Origin of the sequence: Marinibacterium profundimaris, from assembly GCF_002210095.1 — a bacterium.
Lineage (GTDB): Bacteria > Pseudomonadota > Alphaproteobacteria > Rhodobacterales > Rhodobacteraceae > Marinibacterium > Marinibacterium profundimaris.
In genome coordinates this window covers 178,480-197,432 of the sequence record NZ_AQQR01000005.1, presented here as the reverse complement: position 1 = coordinate 197,432, position 18,953 = coordinate 178,480, and the positions used below count along the sequence as shown (strand labels likewise).

At 66.6% G+C, this 18,953-nt stretch carries 17 protein-coding genes; 6 read left to right on the top strand and 11 right to left on the bottom strand.

From position 1 onward, the window contains the following. The first annotated feature begins 13 nt into the window (after positions 1–13). Both ATO3_RS14560 and ATO3_RS14555 read left to right on the top strand, forming a co-directional pair. Positions 14–1,006 carry a glucokinase gene (locus ATO3_RS14560; protein WP_088650600.1) on the top strand — a complete coding sequence of 331 codons (993 nt, stop codon included), beginning with the start codon at positions 14–16 and terminating at the stop codon, positions 1,004–1,006. A gap of 64 nt (positions 1,007–1,070) precedes the next feature. Continuing rightward, complete coding sequence (locus ATO3_RS14555; protein ID WP_088650599.1) at positions 1,071–2,078, top strand: LLM class flavin-dependent oxidoreductase; 1,008 nt, start codon at positions 1,071–1,073, stop codon at positions 2,076–2,078. A gap of 203 nt (positions 2,079–2,281) precedes the next feature. Here ATO3_RS14555 and ATO3_RS14550 read toward each other — a convergent pair whose 3' ends face one another. The 11 genes from ATO3_RS14550 to ATO3_RS14500 form a co-directional block, all read right to left on the bottom strand. Then, positions 2,282–2,671 carry a hypothetical protein gene (locus ATO3_RS14550; protein ID WP_088650598.1) on the bottom strand — a complete coding sequence of 130 codons (390 nt, stop codon included), beginning with the start codon at positions 2,669–2,671 and terminating at the stop codon, positions 2,282–2,284. Positions 2,672–3,097: 426 nt separating this feature from the next. After that, positions 3,098–4,717, bottom strand: coding sequence for a dihydroxyacetone kinase subunit DhaK (locus ATO3_RS14545; protein ID WP_088650597.1), 1,620 nt, complete (start codon positions 4,715–4,717; stop codon positions 3,098–3,100). 12 nt (positions 4,718–4,729) lie between these two features. Further along, positions 4,730–5,725, bottom strand: coding sequence for an ABC transporter ATP-binding protein (locus ATO3_RS14540; protein WP_088650596.1), 996 nt, complete (start codon positions 5,723–5,725; stop codon positions 4,730–4,732). After that, entirely contained in the window at positions 5,718–6,815 is a 1,098-nt protein-coding gene (locus ATO3_RS14535) for an ABC transporter ATP-binding protein (RefSeq protein ID WP_088650595.1), read from the bottom strand. Before ATO3_RS14535 ends, ATO3_RS14540 begins: the two co-directional genes overlap by 8 nt. Further along, a complete protein-coding gene (locus ATO3_RS14530; RefSeq protein WP_088650594.1) occupies positions 6,808–7,227 on the bottom strand; it encodes a DUF1801 domain-containing protein in 420 nt (139 codons plus the stop codon). The genes ATO3_RS14535 and ATO3_RS14530 overlap by 8 nt, the downstream gene beginning before the upstream one ends. After that, positions 7,224–7,421: a hypothetical protein gene (locus ATO3_RS14525; protein ID WP_088650593.1), complete on the bottom strand. Its 198-nt coding sequence runs from the start codon at positions 7,419–7,421 to the stop codon at positions 7,224–7,226. Before ATO3_RS14525 ends, ATO3_RS14530 begins: the two co-directional genes overlap by 4 nt. Before the next feature lie 72 nt (positions 7,422–7,493). Continuing rightward, entirely contained in the window at positions 7,494–8,432 is a 939-nt protein-coding gene (locus ATO3_RS14520; RefSeq protein WP_088650592.1) for a carbohydrate ABC transporter permease, read from the bottom strand. A 75-nt stretch (positions 8,433–8,507) separates the two neighbouring features. Next, a complete protein-coding gene (locus tag ATO3_RS14515) occupies positions 8,508–9,452 on the bottom strand; it encodes a carbohydrate ABC transporter permease (protein ID WP_088650591.1) in 945 nt (314 codons plus the stop codon). A gap of 55 nt (positions 9,453–9,507) precedes the next feature. Beyond that, positions 9,508–10,824 (bottom strand): ABC transporter substrate-binding protein, encoded by a 1,317-nt coding sequence (locus tag ATO3_RS14510; protein ID WP_088650590.1) that lies wholly within the window; start codon positions 10,822–10,824, stop codon positions 9,508–9,510. Between the two features lie 228 nt (positions 10,825–11,052). Further along, a complete protein-coding gene (locus tag ATO3_RS14505; protein ID WP_088650589.1) occupies positions 11,053–12,081 on the bottom strand; it encodes a LacI family DNA-binding transcriptional regulator in 1,029 nt (342 codons plus the stop codon). 125 nt (positions 12,082–12,206) lie between these two features. Then, positions 12,207–12,821 carry a response regulator transcription factor gene (locus ATO3_RS14500; protein ID WP_088650588.1) on the bottom strand — a complete coding sequence of 205 codons (615 nt, stop codon included), beginning with the start codon at positions 12,819–12,821 and terminating at the stop codon, positions 12,207–12,209. Positions 12,822–13,064: 243 nt separating this feature from the next. Here ATO3_RS14500 and ATO3_RS14495 point away from each other — a divergent pair, with 243 nt between their 5' ends. The 4 genes from ATO3_RS14495 (at position 13,065) to ATO3_RS14480 (ending at position 18,618) form a co-directional block, all read left to right on the top strand. Beyond that, a complete protein-coding gene (locus ATO3_RS14495) occupies positions 13,065–13,586 on the top strand; it encodes a hypothetical protein (RefSeq protein ID WP_088650587.1) in 522 nt (173 codons plus the stop codon). Between the two features lie 9 nt (positions 13,587–13,595). Continuing rightward, positions 13,596–16,280: an ATP-binding protein gene (locus ATO3_RS14490; RefSeq protein ID WP_088650586.1), complete on the top strand. Its 2,685-nt coding sequence runs from the start codon at positions 13,596–13,598 to the stop codon at positions 16,278–16,280. A 453-nt stretch (positions 16,281–16,733) separates the two neighbouring features. After that, on the top strand, positions 16,734–17,615 hold the full coding sequence (locus ATO3_RS14485) for a glycosyltransferase family 2 protein (protein WP_158217979.1): 882 nt from the start codon (positions 16,734–16,736) through the stop codon (positions 17,613–17,615). Positions 17,616–17,652: 37 nt separating this feature from the next. Then, positions 17,653–18,618: a glycosyltransferase family 2 protein gene (locus ATO3_RS14480; RefSeq protein ID WP_088650584.1), complete on the top strand. Its 966-nt coding sequence runs from the start codon at positions 17,653–17,655 to the stop codon at positions 18,616–18,618. The last annotated feature ends 335 nt before the right edge of the window (positions 18,619–18,953 follow it).

Here is an 18,953-nt window from a genome sequence, read left to right as displayed (position 1 = left end):
GGAATCCGATCCCATGACGACCCCCTGGCTTCTCTGCGCCGATATCGGCGGCACCAACGTGCGGCTGCGCGCCTTCGCCTGTGACGGCGGGGCGACGCTCGCCACCGAGCAGCACGACACCCGCGGCGCCCGGGAACTGGCCGACATCTTCGGCACCTTCGCCGCGGAACGGGGCTCCGCACCCGAGCTGGTCGCCGCCGCCGTGGCCGGCCCGGTCTCGGACAACCGCGTGCAACTGACCAACGCGGCGAAATCCCTCTGCGGCGAGGATCTGAAACGCACCACCGGAGCGGCCGAGGCCTGGCTGATCAACGATTTCGGCGCCGCCGCCTGGGCCACCGCCCGGGTCGCGCCCGAAGACCTTCTGTGCCTGCAGGGCGCCCCCGCCCCCACCGACGAAGGCATCCACGTCGTCGTGGGCCCCGGCACCGGGCTGGGCGTCGGCACGCTGATCTTCCGTAACGGCGTCCACACGGCGATGCCCGGCGAAGGCGGCCATGTCTCGCTGGCGCCCAATTCCCGCGAAGAGGTCGAGATCTTCGAAGCCTTCCGCGCCCTCTGGCCCGAAACCTTCTTCGGCGACGGGCTCACCTGCGAGGCCGAGGCCATGCTCAGCGGCACCGGCCTGCCCCTGCTGTACCAGGCGGTTCAGGCGGTGATGGGCGATACCGGCCCGCATCTCGACGCAAAGGGCGTGCTGACCGCCGCGCAGGAGGACCGCTCGCCGGTCGCCCATCGCGTCGCGATGCTGTTCAAATCCCATCTCGCCCGGCTTGCCGGCGATCTCGGGCTCGCCTCCGGCGCCGACAGCGTCTTTCTCGTGGGCGGCGTCGCGACCAAGAACCCCTGGCTCTTCGACGACAGCTTCGTCGACGGGTTCAACCAGGGCGGCCGGTTCACCCGCCTGCGCGGCGAAATGAACCTCTACCTGCTGCGCAATCCCGATTTCGGACTGCTGGGCGCGCATAATTACGCCACGCACCGGATGGAGGAACGGCGCCACTAAGGCGTCCCGGGCCCTTGGAACCGGGGTCCCGCGCCCTTAGCTTGCGTCCCGAAAGGGGCTCCACATGCAAAGCTATTCCCTCCTCGATCTCTCGCCGGTGCCCGAAGGCGGCACCGTCGCGGATGCACTGGCCAACACCACGGATCTCGCGCAACACGCTGAAAAGCTTGGCTATCACCGCTACTGGCTGGCCGAGCATCACAACATGCCCGGCATCGCCAGCGCCGCGACCGCGCTGGTCATCGGCCAGGTCGCGGCCGTCACCTCCACCATGCGCGTCGGCGCCGGCGGCATCATGCTGCCCAACCATTCGCCGCTGATGGTGGCCGAGAACTTCGGCACGCTCGCCACGCTCTACCCCGGCCGCATCGACCTTGGCCTTGGCCGCGCGCCGGGATCGGACATGAACACCGCCCGCGCGCTGCGCCGTCACATGGCGCCCGAAGACAGCTTTCCGCAGGATGTCATCGAACTGCTGGGCTTTCTCGGCGACGGCGACCCGAACCAGCCGGTCCGCGCGATCCCCGGCGAAGGCACGCATATCCCGGTCTGGATCCTCGGCTCCAGCCTCTACGGCGCACAGCTCGCAGCGCATTTCGGCCTGCCCTACGCCTTTGCCTCGCATTTCGCGCCCCAGGCCCTGACCGAGGCGCTGCGGATCTACCGCGAGACGTTCAAGCCCTCCGTCTTCCTCGACCGGCCCCACGTGATGGTGGCGGCCGGTGTCTGCGCCGCGGATACGGACGAAGAAGCGGCCTATCACAGGTCCTCGCAGATGCTGTCCTTCGCGCGCCTGCGGACCGGCCGCCCCGGCAAGCTGCCCCACCCGGTTCGCGACGTCGAGGCGCAGATCCCGCCGCAGGTGATGCACCAGGTGCAGGCCGCGCTGTCGGTCTCGGCCACCGGCAGCCCGGCGACGGTCCGGCAACAGCTGTCCCGGATCATCGAAGCCCACGCGCCCGACGAGCTGATCATCACCGGCATGATCCACGACCACGGGGCGCGGATCCGGTCGCTTCAGATCGCGGCAGAGATCCTGTCGGACCTGTCGGAAGGCAGCGCTGCCGCCTGAATGTCCGGCGTCGCGGCGGAGGCGACGGTGCAGTGAGGTATTTTTGCCAAGAAGAAGACAGGACCGCGTGCCCTGTCTTCGCCGGCAGGGATATCTGCGACCCGTCTGCACCGGTTCCGAAACGAAGACAGGCGCCGGGGATAAACCCGACGCCTGGTTCCGCACCCCCGGAAACCCGGAGGTGGCGTATCGCGAAAGCGATGTTACTTGTTCATGATCATCGCGCGGGCCGGCTCGTTCGCGTCGCCTTCGTCGCCCACGGTATCAACGCTGATGTCCTGCATCGTGGCGTTGACCACCAGGCCCGAGGCGTCCTGCCCCAGCATGCCTTCTTCGACCGTCAGGTACAGTTCTTCCTCGGTCAGCGTGGATTCGGGGTTCACGTCGACGATGAATTCGGCCTTGTTGGCGTCCACGTTGGCGTCCGAAACGGTGCCGATCAGCTTGCCGTCGATCGTGTGCAGCTCGGAGCCGTTCACGCTTTCGATCACGGCGGTGTCGCCGAAGTCCATCGGGGCAAATGCGCCCTGCGCGAAGGCGAGCGAAGCGGAGAGTGCGGTGGCGCTGGCGAAGGTAATGAGTGCGGTCTTCATGACGTTTTCCTTTCGTCTTGCGTTGCTGGTGAGACAACGGCGACCTCGTCGGATCGTTCCTGAAAATCGCTCTGCCACAGAGGGTTACCTTACGGCACCCGGCGCCCCGGTCGCCCTCTCCTCACGACATCACACGCCGGCGTGACCCCGTCCGGCACCGCCCTCCCGATCCCGCTCGGCCCCCTCCATGATCGCTCCGCCGGGCGCCTCGACACCACACCGTCCGTCCCACCGCACCGCCCGGCCACCCCGGGTCCCGGCCCCCCGGACCCACAGCCTCGTGAGCGGCCAAAAAAGTCCCGAAACGCCGGCAGGACCCGCCCTTCAAGGGCGCCTGCATCGCTCCGGCGCGCCGTCCCCCTGCTTCATCTATGCAAAAATATATGCAAAAATACTCCACCCCGACGCCCGCCAGCGGCGCCGTCCTCACCCTGCCAGGTGCTCGAACAGCCGCGCGACCGCCTCGGCCCCCGGATCATTGTGCCCCGCCAGCTTGTCCTGCCCGACGTAAGAGGCCCGCCCCGCCCGGGCCCGGGTGATCGTTGCGGTGTGATCCGCGCCGCAGCGCGCCGCCTGCGCCGCCGGCCCGAAGCCCTGCGGCAGGGCCTCGAGAGCGGGGGCCAGCGCGTCGATCATCGTCCGGTCCCCCGGCCGCGCGCCGCCGACCTGCATCACCCGCTCCAGCCCCGCCGACAGCGCGCCTATCGCATCCCGCCCGCTGGCCGAGGCATCGCCGGCGGCGGCGAAGAAGATCGCCAGCAGCACGCCCGAGGATCCGCCCATGGTCTGGCTCAGCTCCAGCCCGATGGCCCGGTAAAGCTGCGTCAGGTCCGCCAGCGGCAGCCGGTCCAGCGCGCCGATCAGCGCCCGCGCCGCCGTGGCCAGCGTGCTCCCGGTGTCGCCATCGCCGGATTTCGCGTCCAGCGCGTTCAGTTCCGCCTCCGCCGCGATCAGCCGCCTGCAGCAGCTTTCGATGAAGGCCCGCGTCTCAGGACTGGCCGAGGGCATCGGCTGGATCGGGCTCAGCCCGTCGGGCAGCGGCAGCACCGCCACCGGCCCGACCGAGAGGCACCCCGGCCAGGCCCAGGGCGCCGCCGGCGCGCTCAGCGCCGCCTCGTCGGCCTGGCTCACCGGCATAAGCGACACCGAAAAGCCCTGCATGTCGAGCGACGTCATCATCGGCGCCGGGCCCACCATCCACCGGACCTGGGATCCGATCCGCGAGCCCAGCAGTTCCTCGGCCAGCACCGCCATCTCCAGCGGTGTCGCCCCGCCAAGGTTGTTCAGCAGCGCCACATGCGGTCCCGGCCCCAGTTTCGGCGCCAGCCGGTCCACCACCATCTCCATCGCATCCGCGGCGGTCGAGAAATCGACCTGTTCCACCCCGGCCTCGCCGTGGATGCCCAGGCCCAGCTCTGCCTTGCCCGGCCCGATCCGCGCCTCCTTGGGCGAGCCCGGGATCGTGCAGGTGTCCAGCGACATGCCGATCGACACGACCCCGCCGATCACCCTTTGCGCCGCCTTCTCCACCGTTTCCAGGTCCGCGCCCTGGTCCGCCAGCGCGCCCGCGATCTTGTGCACGAACAGTGTCCCCGCCACGCCGCGCGCCTGCGGCAGATCCGGCAGCGCCACGTCGTCGTCCACGATCACCATCGCCACCTTCAGCCCCTGCGCCCGCGCCCGTTCCGCCGCCAGGCCAAAGTTCAGCCGGTCCCCGGTGTAATTCTTCACGATCAGCAGGCAGCCCGCCTTGCCGGTCACCGCCAGGATCCCCGCCAGCACCGCGTCCACCGACGGCGAGGCAAAGACCTCGCCACAGACCGCCGCCGTCAGCATGCCCTGCCCGACAAAGCCCGCATGGGCCGGCTCGTGCCCCGATCCCCCGCCCGAGACCAAAGCCACCTTCGACTTGTCCCAATCGGTGCGCAGCACGACCTTCACATGCGGATAGCCGTCCAGCCGTGCCAGCCGCCCGCCGCCGGTCCGAAGGGTCCCGTCGATCGCCTCGGTCACAAGCGTCTCGCGCGTGTTGATGAACTGGGTCATGTCTGTCCTCCCTCAGCCGATCCGCGCGCCCGCGGCGTCGAAATACAGCGCATTGCGCGGCGCCACCGCCAGCCGGTCGCCCGGCGCCAGATCCGTATGCACATCCGTCAGCGTCACGATGTCATGGCCCGCCAGCCGCAGATGCAGCCGGGTCTGATCGCCCAGCTGTTCGATCCGCGTGACCTCGCCCTCCTGCCCCGCGCCATGCACCAGGTGTTCGGGCCGCAGCCCGATCGTCCGCGCCCCCGGCGGCGCGCCCGGAAAGACATCCGCCGGCAGCGCGTTGATCCGCGGCAGGCCCAGCCGGCTCGCCACGTACAGGCTCACCGGGGTCTCGTAGATCTCGCGCGGTGTGCCGAACTGCACCAGCCGCCCATGATCCAGCACGCCGACATGGGTCGCCATGGTCATGGCCTCGATCTGGTCATGGGTCACGTACAGCATCGTGGCCCCCAGGCTCGACTGGATCCGCTTCAGCTCCACCCGCAGGCCTGATCGCAGCTTGGCATCAAGGCTCGACAGCGGCTCGTCCATCAGGTGCACCGCCGGATCGCGCACCAGCGCGCGCCCGATCGACACCCGCTGCATCTCGCCCCCCGACAGCGCCGTCGCCTTGTTGTCCAGCTTGTGCGCGATATGCAGCACCTCGGCCACCTCGCCCACCTTGCGCCGGATCTGGTCCTCCGGCGTCTTCAGGATCGGCGAGCGCAGGGGAAATTCCAGGTTCTCCCGCACCGTCAGATGCGGATAAAGCGAATATTGCTGGAACACCATCGCCACGTCCCGCTGCGCCGGCGTCTCGCCCACGACGGACCGGCCGCCGATGCGGATGTCCCCCGAGTCCAGCTTTTCCAGCCCCGAGATCAGCCGCAGCATGGTCGTCTTGCCCGCCCCCGTCGGCCCCAACAGCACGACAAAGGCGCCATCGGCGACCTCCATGCTCACGTCATCCACCGCGACGGTCGACCCGAACCGCTTGGTTGCGCCCTGCAGGATCACCTCAGCCATGGCCCAGCACCCCCGCGTTCAGCTCCGAGCACAGCGCGCGCCCGCTCGCCGCCTCGAACAGCGTGATCGTCCGCCGGTCAAAGGCCAGCCCGACCTGGTCGCCCACCGTCACCCTCTGGTCCGAGGGCGCCCGCACCTTCAGCTGACCGCCCTCCGTGTCCACCGTGACGATCTGCGTCGTGCCCAGGTATTCGGTGGCCAGCACCCGGCCGCGGTAGGCCGCCGCATCGTCAAAGCGCACATGCTCCGGCCGCACCCCGAACACGAGATCGCCGCGAAAGCCCTCCTCGGCCAGGGGCACGCCGAGCTCCACGTCATGCATGCGCACTGCGCGGTCGCCTCTGGCCAGAACGCCCGGGAACTTCAGGAAATTCATCGGAGGCGAGCCGATGAAATCGGCCACGAACATGCTGGCCGGCTTGTCATAGATATCCTGCGGCACGCCGAACTGCTCGATCACGCCGTGGTTCATGACCACGATCTTGTCGCCCATCTGCATAGCCTCGAGCTGGTCGTGGGTGACGTAGACCGTCGTCGCCCCCATCCGGTCATGCAGCGCGCGCAGCTCCTCGGCCATGCGCTCGCGGAATTCGGCATCCAGCGCGCCCAGCGGCTCGTCCATCATGAAGGCCTTGGGCTCGCGCACGATGGCCCGGCCCAACGCGACGCGCTGCCGGTCCCCGCCCGACAGCCCGCCCACCGGCCGGTCGAGAATATCCTCGATCCCCAGGATCCGCGCCACCTCGGCCACCCTGGCCTTCACCTGCGCCCGCTTCATCCCCTGGCTGATCAGCGGGTACGAGATATTCTTGCGCACGTTCATATGCGGATAGAGCGCGAACATCTGGAAGACGAAGGCGATGTCGCGCTGGCTGGCCGGGCGATTGGCGACCTCCTCGCCGTCGATATAGATCTCGCCGCTGGTCGGCAGCTCCAGCCCCGCGATCATGCGCAGCGTCGTGGTCTTGCCGCAGCCCGATGGCCCCAGCAGCATGAAGAACTCGCCATCCTCGATCCGGAAGGACGAGGATTGCACGGCGGTAAAGTCGCCGAACTCCTTGCGCAGGTTCTCGATCACGATCTCAGCCATGCGCCACCTTCCGTCCCGTTGCCGCGCCTGCGCGCTTGTCCCTGTGATAGCTCAGCGCCATGGCCACGCAGATCTCCAGCGCCGGCTCGTCCACCGCACCATCGGCCGGGATACGCACCGCCCGGCTCCCCTCGAACGCCAGCCGGTCACCGAACATCGCCCGCCAGTCCTCGACCAGGCTGGTCCGGCAATTCACCAGCAGTTTCACGTGATCCCCGGCCCTGTCCGGCCCGATCCTCACAGTCGTTCCGCCCGGCCCCGGCAAATAGGCCGGCTCCCCCCATTTCAGCGTCTCTTCCACGGCGATCCCCTCGGCCTCCGCCACGCGCAGAACCAGCGCGCGCAACGCCAGCGCGCGGTCCCGTTCCGGTTTCTTCATGGCATCGAAGACCGCCCGCACCCCGGATGTCATGTCTCGTCCTCCGGGAAATGGCTGACCACCAGGAACATCACCGTGCCGGTCAGCGTGACGGCAAAGGAATAGGTGTAGAGGATGAGCACATAGGGTTGCATCAACATGACAATGCCGACGCCGATCAGGATCGAGGCGATCATCTCCCAGGGGCCGCGCCTGAGCCTGAACAATCCGTTAAGAAACGCGCGCATGGGGGCCTCTTCCGACTTTGTACAAAATGGTCAAAACGCTGTTTCCGGGCTTCGCGGGCTTGTACAAAACGGTCATTTCCGCACCGCCCCAAAGGTGATGCCGCGCAGCAGGTGCTTGCGCAGGAACACGGTGAACACCAGCACCGGCAGCAGGAACAGCGTCGCCCCCGCGGCCACGGCGGGCCAGTCCTGGCCGCCCACGCCGATGATCGTCGGGATGAACGGCGGCGCCGTCTGGGCGGTGCCAGAGGTCAGCAGAACCGCGAAGGCATATTCGTTCCAGCTGAAGATCAGGCAGAAGATCGCGGTCGCCACGATCCCCGTAGTGGCCTGAGGCAAAACGACTTTTCGGAACGCCTGGAAGCGCGTGTAGCCATCGATCAGCGCCGCTTCCTCGTATTCTCGGGGGATTTCATCCATGAACCCCTTCAGCAGCCAGACCGCGAGCGAGATGTTGACCGCCGTGTACAGCAGGATCATCCCCAGATGCGTATCCGACAGGCCAAGTGTCCGGAACATAAGGAAAATCGGGATCGCCACGGCAATCGGCGGCATCATCCGCGTCGACAGGATAAAAAACAGCAGGTCATCGCTCAGCGGCACCTTGAACCGGCTGAACGCATAGGCCGCCAGGGTGCCCAGAAAGACCGACAGGAAGGTCGACCCGAACCCGATTATGACAGAGTTTACAAACCTTTCGCCGTATCTGGATGGCCCCGCGATGACCATGTCATACTGCCGCACGATCTCCTCGTACCAGGTCTGCGGCGGGTTCGCGGCGAGGTATTCCTCGGTCTGCCGCGTCCGCGTGGTAAAGAGATTGACGTATCCCTCCAGCGTCGGCTCGAACAGCACCTTCGGCGGGTAAGAAATCGCATCCGCCGGCGACTTGAACCCCGTCGCGACGATCCAGATCAGCGGGATGATCGTTATAACCGCATACAAAACAACAAGAATTCCCGCGATCCATTTCTGCCGCGACGTCGGCTCGGTGATCGACCAGGCGCTCATGCGACCCATCTCCGGACCATGGCGCACCCTGCTGCTTCTTCTTGGGCAAAATACTCCAAAACGACATCCGCCATCTCAGCGCTCCTTCACCTTGTTGAGCGCCTTCACGTAAATCGACGCCAGCCCGAAGACGGTGACAAAGAGGATGATCGCATAGGCCGATGCATAGCCCGTGCGCCACTTTTCAAAGGCTTCGCGCTTGAGGTTGATGCTGGTCACCTCGGTCACCGACCCCGGCCCCCCGCCGGTCAGCTGCACCACAAGGTCGAACATCTTGAAATTCTCGATCCCCCGGAACAGCACCGCCAGCATCAGGAAGGGCAGCACCATGGGCACCGTGATGGTCCAGAACTGCCGCCATTTCGAGGCACGGTCGATCTCGGCCGCCTCGTAGATGTACTCGGGGATCGACCGCAGTCCCGCGAGACAGATCAGCATCACGAAAGGGGTCCACATCCAGGTGTCCACGATCACGATCGCCCAAGGGGCCAGGTTCACGTCCCCGATCATCTGGAACGAGCTTGGGTCGACGCCCGTGAAGAAGGAGATGACGTAGTTGAACAGCCCGATCTGCGGCTGGTAGAGGAAGGTCCAGAAATTGCCCACCACCGCGGGCGAGAGCATCATCGGCAGCACGATGATCGTGGTCCACAGATCGTTGCCCTTGAACTTGCGATTGATCAGCCAGGCCAGGGTAAACCCTATCAGAACCTGGAAAAATATCGTCCAGAACAGGAAATGCGCGGTCGCCTGCATGGACAGCCAGATGTCGCTGTCGGTCAGGATGCGCTCGTAATTCCGGGTGCCGATCCATTCGACGGGACGGTTCCGGTTGGCCTTGAAATTGGTGAAGCTCAGCCGGATCGTCCAGATCAGCGGGAAGATGTTCACCGCCAGAAGCAGGAAGATCGTCGGCGCCACGAAGATCCAGGCGATGGCGCGGTCGCTGAGGCCGCGCACCTGGCGGGCCATGCCGGGGGGCGTCGCCCGGGCCACGCGGGTAATGGGACTGTCGGTCAATGTTGGGTGCCTCGGCTCGAGTGGGGGCGGCGGGGAGATCCCCGCCGCGCCGGTCTCAGATCTTGCCTTCGTCCTCGAAGACCTCGGTCCAGTCCTCGATCAGCATGTCCAGCGCCTCCTGCGCCGTGCCCTGGTCGGCCACGATGTAGTCATGCAGGCGTTTCTGCATGGCCAGCAGCAGTTCGGCATAAGCCGGCTCCTGCCAGAAGTCCTGCACCGCATCCATCGCCTGCAGGAAGTCCGGCGCAAAGGGCGCGCTGTCCTTGAAGCCGGGCGCGTTCAGCACGTCGACATGGCAGGAATAGCCGCCCAGGTCCCACCATTTCTGCTGGACCTCGGGCTGCGCGAACCACTTGATGTACTCCAGCGCCGCGTCCTGCTTGTCGGAATAGGAGACAACGGAAATCCCCTGCCCGCCCAGGGTCGAGGCCGCGACCTTCTGCGGCGGGTTCACGAAGAACCCGATCTTGTCGCCGCCCACGTCCGGGTCCGCATAAAGGCCAGGGAAGAAGGCGAACCAGTTCATCGCCATCGCCACCTGGCCGGATTTGAACGCGTCGAGAGATTGCTCCATGTAGCTGTCGGTGTAGCCCGGCGGCGTCGCGGTCTCATAAAGTTCTTTATAGAACTCAAGGGCTTCCACCGCGTCGGCAGAGTTCACCGCGCCTTCCATGTCATAGCTGCCGGGCTCGTTCTCGTACTTGAAACCCCAGGCATAGAGCGCCCCGGTCGCGCCCATGGTGATCCCTTCCGAGCCACGCTCGGTGAAGATCGAAACCCCGTATCGGGTCTGCCCGTCGATCTCGCGGCCCTGGAAGAACTGGGCGATTTCCATCAGCTCCATCTGGGTTTCCGGCACGCCCAGGTCCCGGCCCGTGGCGTCCTTGAAAGCGGCCTGGATGTCGGGATCCTCGAACCAGTCCTTGCGGTAGAACCAGCCGTTCGCGTCGCCCATCGCCGGCAGCGCATAGTAGTTCGGCTCGCCCTTGGGCCAGGTCGAATAGGCATAGACGGTCGCGGGCGCGAAATCGTCCATGCTGATCCCTTCGGTCTCGAAGAACTCGTTCAGCTTCACGTAATGGCCGTTCTCCGCCCCGCCGCCGATCCACTGGCTGTCGCCGATCAGCAGGTCGCACAGTTTCCCGCCAGAGTTGAGTTCGTTCAGCATGCGGTCGGCGAAATTGGGCCAGGGCACGAATTCGAAATTCATCGTGTGGCCCGACTGCGCCTCGAAATCCTTGGACAGTTCGACCAGCGCATTGGCAGGATCCCAGGCCGCCCAGCAGAGCGTCAGATCCTCGGCCGCGGCTGTCGAAGCCGCCAGCCCGGCCGCCGACAGGATCGTCGCGGCCAGAAGTCCGGGTCTTGTCATTTGCTTTCCTCCCTATTGTCGATCCGCACCGGCCACCTCCCCGATCGACGCCCGCAGGATCTACGGAAAGCGTAGTTGAGGTACGCTCATCACGTAAAGAAAATTCTTGAGGTACGCACCTCACAGATAGATTCTTGCTGAGAGGAATGAGGTTAGCGATATCTGGCCATGCACCGCGTCACCTGGTCACGGGCTATGAAGCTACCGAATCGAGGGCGCATTGGCCCGTCAGGGCAGGTTCTCGCGCAGGACGATGTCGATGCGGATCCGCTCCTGCGCCTCGAAGATTTCGGCCCCGTCGCACTTGGCCCGAAGCACACGCAGGGCGCTGCGGACAAGGTGCCCCACGTTCTGGTTGATCACCGCGTCGACCTCGCGGTTCAGCAGGGCCGCACGGGTGGTCGGCGTCAGCTCATGCGCCACGACGACAAGGTCGCGGGCCCGGCCGATGCGGCGCAGCGTCTCCAGCAGGGGCACGTTGCCCGGCCCCATCGAGTAGACGCCGGCGATGTCGGGGGTGGAGCGGAAGGCTTCCTCGACGATCCGGGCCATGCGTTCGGGATCGTCGTGGGATTCGATGGACGGCAGGACCGCCATGCCGGGAAAATCCTCGGCCATGACCTGATCGAAGCCGAGGCGGCGTTCGATTGAATCCCGCGCCTGCATGGAATTGGTCACGGCCAGGATCCGCGCGGCATCGCTTCGGATAAAGCGGCCCATCAGGACGCCGGCGGTGCGCCCCGCCTGGAAGCTGTTGATGCCGACGAAATGGTCCCTTGGGGAATTCGGCAGGTCCGAGACCAGCGCCACAACCGGGATCCCTTCGGCCTTGAGCCGGCCCACCGCGTCGCGAACCTGCGGCGTCTCGGGCGTCATGATCGCCACACCGTCGAGCCGCGACAGGGGTAACCCGTTCAGCATCCGCACCACCGCGTGGGGATCGTGGGCCGGAACCGCCTCGATCCTTGCGGACAGACGATCGGCGGCCTGGGCCTCGGCCGCCTCGCGCAGGGCGGCGCGGAAGGTGTCGAGAAACTGGTTCGGCCCGTCCGGCAGCACGAAGGCGAAGCGGTAATGCCGCTGCCGTGCGAGGTTGGCGGCATAGGTGTCGCGGACATAGCCCAGCCGCTCCACCGCCTCGCGCACGCGGCTGACGGTCTGCGCGCGCACACCCGGGCGCGCGTTCAGCACGCGGTCCACGGTTGCCAGGCTCACACCCGCCTCTCGTGCGATGTCATGAACGGTCGGCCGTGCCATGCGCCCTCCTGAAACAACAAGGGTGGCGCGATTTCTGAGGTACGTCAATCAGTTCCGGGAACCGGCCACGACAGGCCCGCGGCATGGCCCGCAAACCGCCAGTTGAGCCGCCCTTTCGTGGCGGATCAGAACAGCCCGACCTCGCGCGCCAGAAGTGCCGCCTGAGTCCGGTTGGCCGCGCCGATCTTGCGATAAAGCGTCTTCACGTGCAGCTTGATCGTGGGTTCGGACAGGTCGAGATCGCGGGCGATCTCCTTGTTCGACTGGCCCTTCGTCAGGCCCTTGAGCACCTGTCTTTCACGCCCGGTCAGCTGGCTGGCCATGGGGTGTTCGGCGGTCGCGGGCTCGGCCGTCATGAAATCAACCGGCGCGTATTGTTCTCCCATGGCCATGAACTTGATCGCGTTGACCAGCGATTTTGCCGGCAGGGTCTTGGGCACGAAGCCGGCGGCGCCGCATTCCAGTGCCTTTTCCGCCACCTCGCGCGAGGCCTGGCCCGAGATCAGCGCCACGCGTGGCGCCTTGTCCATGCTCAGGGCCCGTTCCAGGCCATCCAGCCCGTTCATCCCCGGCATGTTGAGATCCAGCAGCACCAGATCGAAGGGCCCGCTGCTGTCCACCAGCGAACAGGCCGTGTCCAGGTCGGGTGCGGTTTCCGTCTGGATATCACCGCACGCCTCGACGAAGGCGACAAGCGTATCCCGGACGAGGTCATGGTCATCGGCTATCAGGATCTTCACGCCAACCCCCTCTGGCGAGCCTTGCTACTGGTCGCCAATCTGCGCGGCAGAGGTTAATCAAACGCGAATTTGCCCGGGACAATGCGGAGAATGCGCCTTAATTTGACTGCGGATTTCACGGGATCCGACAGTCCTTTCTTAACATCCTTTCGCTACCTCGAACGGATAGGGAGCTATCCCCATGCCCGCATGATCCCGAGATCGGACCGGGCTAAAGAGGTTTCACGAGAGAGGACCGCCGGAATGTTCAGCTTGCGCAGGATCATTTTCGGCCTGGCCGCCAGGCTTATGCCGCCACTCACGACCGGGGTATTGTCCCCGGAGGCAACGCCAGCGCCATCCGGGCAGGGTCTTCCGACCGTGTCGGGCGATATTCACGCCGCGACGCATGGGGATGCGGCACGGTTCGACCGGGAGCAGCTGCGGGCTTTATCGCAAGCGGACTTCAGGAAAAGGACCATATGCCCCGATGGCGAAAAGTCGTTCCTCGGCGTTCCTCTCTCGACGCTCATTCAAAAGCCGGGCGGAGCGGCCATGAAGGTCAGGGCCTATGCCGCCAGATTGTCCGTGATCGATCTGACAGACAATTTGCGGAACTCCTTTCGGCCGATGGACGGTGACTCGCTGTCGCGGCGCACCAAGCGGCCTGGGTGGATCGTCCATCCCCACGACGTCCATCTCCACGACACGGGCGCGGACTGTCGCACCGAATTGATCTGTCCCCCCCCAGGCCGGCAATTGGACCGCATCATCGTCGCCACGTAATCGACGCCCATGGCCAAGGCGCCCGATCTTACCCAGAGACATACGCCCCGCGACTTCGACGTCGTGCTGGGCTGCTGCCTGGCGCTCATGCTGACGGTCGTCCTGTCGCTGTCTCTGTTCTACAGCCGCGATGTCCTGAACCGTCTCGAACAGCTTCAGTCGGCACGATCGGACAACGTGCAATGGACGCTGACCCAGGTGGAGGTCGAACATCTCTCGTTCCTGAACGCGCTGGAGCGGCGGGAGGCCGACGGAGAGGCCGACCTGCCCCGCGTGCGCGAGGCTTACGACGTGCTCTTCAGCCGGCTCGCCACGCTGCGCAACGGGTCCCTGTTTCATGATCTCGTGGCGACCAAACCCGAGTTTCGGGCCGCGCTCACCGGTGTGCACGATTTCATGAAGGCCGCCATGCCCCTGATCGACGGGCCGGACGAGGCCCTGCGCGCGGCCCTTCCGGCGCTGGCCGAGCAGACACGCGCCGCCCGGCAGGAAGTCCGCAGACTGTCCACCACCGGGCTGGCCTATTTCGCCGTAAACGCCGATCTTCATCGCCGCGAAATCGCCGCGACCCTGCGCCGGCTGGCTTTCGACGCCGCCTCGCTGCTGGTCCTGTTGACCGCGCTCAGCCTCTATCTCCTGCTGGTGAACCGTCAGAAGTCCCGCCGCGGCATCGCGCTGGAACAGGCCAACCACCGCATGAACACGATCCTTTCCACGTCCCTGGACGGGGTGATCGTCACCGACGCCACGGGCCGCGTGCTGGAATTCAACGGCGCGGCCGAGACGATCTTTCGCCTCAGCAGCGCCGAGATGAAGGGCCGGCTTGTCACCGACCTGTTTCACACCGATCGCCTGCGAGACGGCGGCCCGGCGGCGATGGCCCAACTGCGCGAAGGCGGCGCGCGCCAGATCGTCGGCCAGGGACGGGTCCGGCGCGAGGCACGGCGCAGCGACGGCGAGATCTTTCCCATGGAACTGGCCGTGCAGGCCGCCCACGACGGCGAGGACGAGATCCTGATCGCCTTCGTGCGCGACGTGTCCCAGCAGGACGCCGACGAGAAGAAACTGGTCGAGGCCCATGACCGCGCGCTGGCAGGCGAGAAGGCCAAGGCAGATTTCCTCACGGTGATGAGCCACGAGATCCGCACGCCGCTCAATGGGTTGCTGGGCAACCTGTCGCTGCTCGGCGGCTCGGACCTGACCGAGGAGCAGCGGCAGTTTCTTCGCAACATGGATGTCTCCGGGCGAATCCTGCTGAAACACGTCGATGCCGTGCTGGACATCGCCAGGTTCGAGGCCGGCAAGCTGCAGCTGGCCCAGGAGCCGGTGCACGTGGACGAGCTGATGCAGAACCTTGTCGGCGGGCAGATCGGCAATGCCGCGGGCCGCGGCAACCGGCTCGACTGGGCGTGGGTCGGCCCGCCGCAGCACTGGGTGAACTCGGATGCGCAGCGGATCTACCAGATCTTGCTGAACCTCGTCGGCAACGCGATCAAGTTCACCGAACAGGGCCGCATCACGATCGAGGCCGAGACCGATCCGGCCCCCCTGCCCGACGCGCCAAAGCGCCTGATGATCGAGTTCCGGGTCAGCGACACCGGCCAGGGCATCGCCGAGGACCAGATCACCACGATCTTCGACGATTTCCACACCAGCGACACCTCCTTCGGGCGCGCCGCCGGGGGCGCGGGGCTGGGGCTGGGCATCTGCCGGCGCATCACCAACGCCATGGGCGGCGAGATCGGGGTGGAGAGCATGCCCGGCGAAGGCAGCACCTTCTGGGTCCGCCTGCCGGTCATTCCGACAGAAGCACCGGCGCCGAAGGACAAGCCGCCCAGTCGCCATCCCGTGCGCGGCGCGCTGTGTATCCTTGTGGTCGAGGACAATGACATCAACCTGCAGGTCACCTGCTCCATGCTGGAACGCGAAGGGCATAGTGTCACCTGTGCCCGGGACGGGCAGTCGGGGGTCGAGAAGGCCAATGCGCACCGGTTCGACCTGATCCTGCTGGATATCTCCATGCCCGTGCTCGACGGGCTGGAGGCAACCCGGCAGATCCGCGCAGGCTGCGGCCCCTCGGCGCAGGCGCCGATCATCGCGCTGTCCGCCAACGTTCTGCCGCAGGATACCGAACGCTTCCACGCGGCGGGGATGGACGATTTCCTCGGCAAGCCGCTGACGCTCGATGCCCTGCGCCGCGCGCTCTGCACCGTTTACAGCGGACCGACCGGCGTCGAAGAGGCCGGGAGCGGGCGGGCAGCAGAACCGCGACACGCCGGGGCGCCCGGCGACCGCGCGGCCGCGGCGAAAGACCCCGGCGCGACGGACCGGCCATCTTCCAACCCAACTTCCAACGCTCAGACGTCGTCGATTGACGCCAACAAGATCAGCGATATGCGCCAGACCCTTGGCGACGCAGGATTCGAGCGCTTGCTCGGCCGCTTCCTGGACGAGGCGGATACGCTGATCAGGGATCTCTCGGCACAGGACCCGCAAGAGGATATCGCCGAGCACATGATCGGCCGCATCCACAAGGTCTCGGGCAGTGCCGCGAGCTTTGGCACCACCGAATTCCGCAAACTGCTGAACGACACCGAGCGCGCCGCCAAAGGCGAGCTGGACATGCCCCTGCCCGAACTGCTGGCGCGCCTGGCGCCCTGCTGGCAGCGCACGCGCGTACTTCTGGAGGCCTGAGCGCGACCCGCGATCCCGCGCAACCGCATCCCCTTGCCGCGCAGGCCGCCATCGCCACGGCACAGCGCCCCGCGGAAAACACTCCCGACAACCGCCAGAACAGCCCCAATCGAACAGGGCTTCGACACCATCGGATAGTTCCCGACCCGTACGTCCCCGCCGGCCCTCCCTCCGCTCCCACGACAGGTCCCAGGCCGGCGCGTTAAAAGATCTTACACCAAGCGAGATCACCGCCCCATGACCCAGCCTCAGTTCTGCACCGGCTCATTCCAGCGCTCCCCCCAAGCGCCTGACATCCTTCCCCCGGGAATGGCCGCTGCCGCACCGCACATGGGTTCGGGTCGGTGCATTTCCACCACGCCGGCCACCCAACCGGCAACCTCGATGGCGACGGTCGACCCCAAGACGACCGTCGCCGCCCACAGACTTCCAGCCGCGACGCGAGCCTCCACCATGCCCTACTTCTCGATCATCGTGCCCTGCTACAATTCCGAAGCCACGCTGACCGCCACACTGGACAGCCTTGTCGCGCAGACCTTCCAGAACTGGGAAGCCATCATCATCGACAACGGCTCGACCGACCGCAGCCCCACGCTGCTGCGGGACCGCGCCGCCCGCGATCCGCGCTTCATCGTCGTCTCGAACCCCGGTCAGGGCCCGAGCGCCGCGCGCAACCATGCCGCCTTCGCCGTTGCCCGCGGCCGGATCATCGCCTTCTGCGACGCCGACGACATCTGGTCGAGCGAGAAGCTCTCGCAGCTGCACCGCTTCTACCTGAACAACAGCGCCGAGGGCGCCTATGGCCAGGTCGCCTTCTTCGACGCGTGCCCCCGAGACGTGCGCCGCCACAGCACGGTGCGGCGCGACCCGCTGACCGTGTCCGCGCTGCTGCGCGACAACCCGGTCTGCACGCTGTCGAACCTCTCGCTGCGCCGCGACGCCTTTGTGGCCACCGGCGGCTTCGACGAAGAGATGATACAGAATGCCGACCTCGATTTCCTGGTTCGCATGATCGACGCCGGCGCCAGGATCCAGGGCATCGACGCCCTGCAGGTCTGGTATCGCCGCAGCCGCACCGGCCTGACCTCGGACCTGGTGGCCGAGTGCCGCAGCCGGGCCCAGGTGCTCGCCTCGGCCGAACGGCTGGGCTACCGCGCCTGTGCCCGCGCCGAGGCCCGCCACCTGCGCCGCCTGGCAGAGCGCGCCCTGCGCGTCGGGGCCGGCCCGGTCCACGCCATCCGCCTCGGTCTCGCGGGACTGGCCCGCAACCCGGCCGCCTTCGTCTCTCCGCCCGCCCGTGCGCGGCGCTCTGCCCCCAACCCTGCCTACGCCTGAAGCTTCGCCTGACCGGCTCAACAGAAAGGTCGTTTCCATGCCCAAATGCTCGATCATCGTTCCCGCCTTCAACGCCGCGCCGACCCTGCTGGAAACACTGGATTCGCTGCTGGCCCAGACCTTCCCGGATTTCGAGGTCATCCTCGTCGATGACGGATCCACCGATGCGACCCGCCGCCTGGCCGAGGCCTATTGCGCCGATCCGCGCATGCGGGTGGTGCGTCAGATCAACCGGGGCGCGGCGGCCGCGCGGAACACCGGCATCGCCGCCGCACGCGGGCGCTACATCGGCTTCTGTGACGCCGACGACGCCTGGCATCCGGAGAAACTCGCCCGCCACGTCGCCCACCTGGACGCGAACCCGGACATCGGCGTGAGCTTCTCGGCCGCCGCCCTGGTGGACGAGGCCGGCCGTCCGCTGGGCGAGGTGCAGCGCCCGAAAGGCCAGAGCCTGTCGCCCTCGCTGCTGTTCAAGCGCAACCCGGTCGGCGTGATCTCGACAGTTGTCGCCCGGCGCGAGGCGCTCGAGGATGTCTCGTACCGCCCCTATTGCGAGGATCAGCGCGACTGGGTCTTCGACGAGATGCTGAAAGGGTACGACGATTTCGAATGTTGGCTGCGCATGGCGCTGACCACCGGATGGGAGATCATGGGCCTGCCCGATGTCCTGACCCGCCAGCGCGTCAGCCTGGACACGATCCGGCGCAACGCCGGGGCACGCGCGGCCGCCTGGGATCAGATGGTCGCCGCCCTGCGCCCCGCCGATCCGCCGTTCTTCGAGAAATACGAACCCGCCGCCCGCGCGCATCAGCTGCACTTCCTGACGCGCAGCCGCCCGGCGGACCCCGAAGCGGAAAATGCCATCGCCATGATGCGCGAGGCCCTGACCCAGCAGGACGACCAGCACACGACCCACGCGAATTTCGCCGCCATGATGCGCGAAGCCTTCTCGGGCGGGCCGATCCCCTCTGTCTCGCGCGGTGCGCCGGCCAGCTGGGTCTGATCCCGAGAGATACCCCGGGCAGGATAAGGAGGAGGAGTTTACCCCGGGGATCATCTGGCGCGCCGCGTCTGCCCTGTTCATGCGGCGCGCCTTCAAAGACACCGCACCTACGGCCATCCCCGGGCCGCGCCTGAAACGGCACGTCCCGGGACGGCCTTGGCGGCAACGGGTCCGGACACGCTGGGCCCAGCCCGACAGGCCACAGGCCTTCCCCGGCCCTGCTGCAGGACAACCGGGGCAACGAACGGAGAACCCGTGACACAGAACCGGCGCCAAGTCCGGCTGTCATGAAAGGATGATCGGGCCCGCAGTCCCGATCCGGCCTCGCCGTCTCA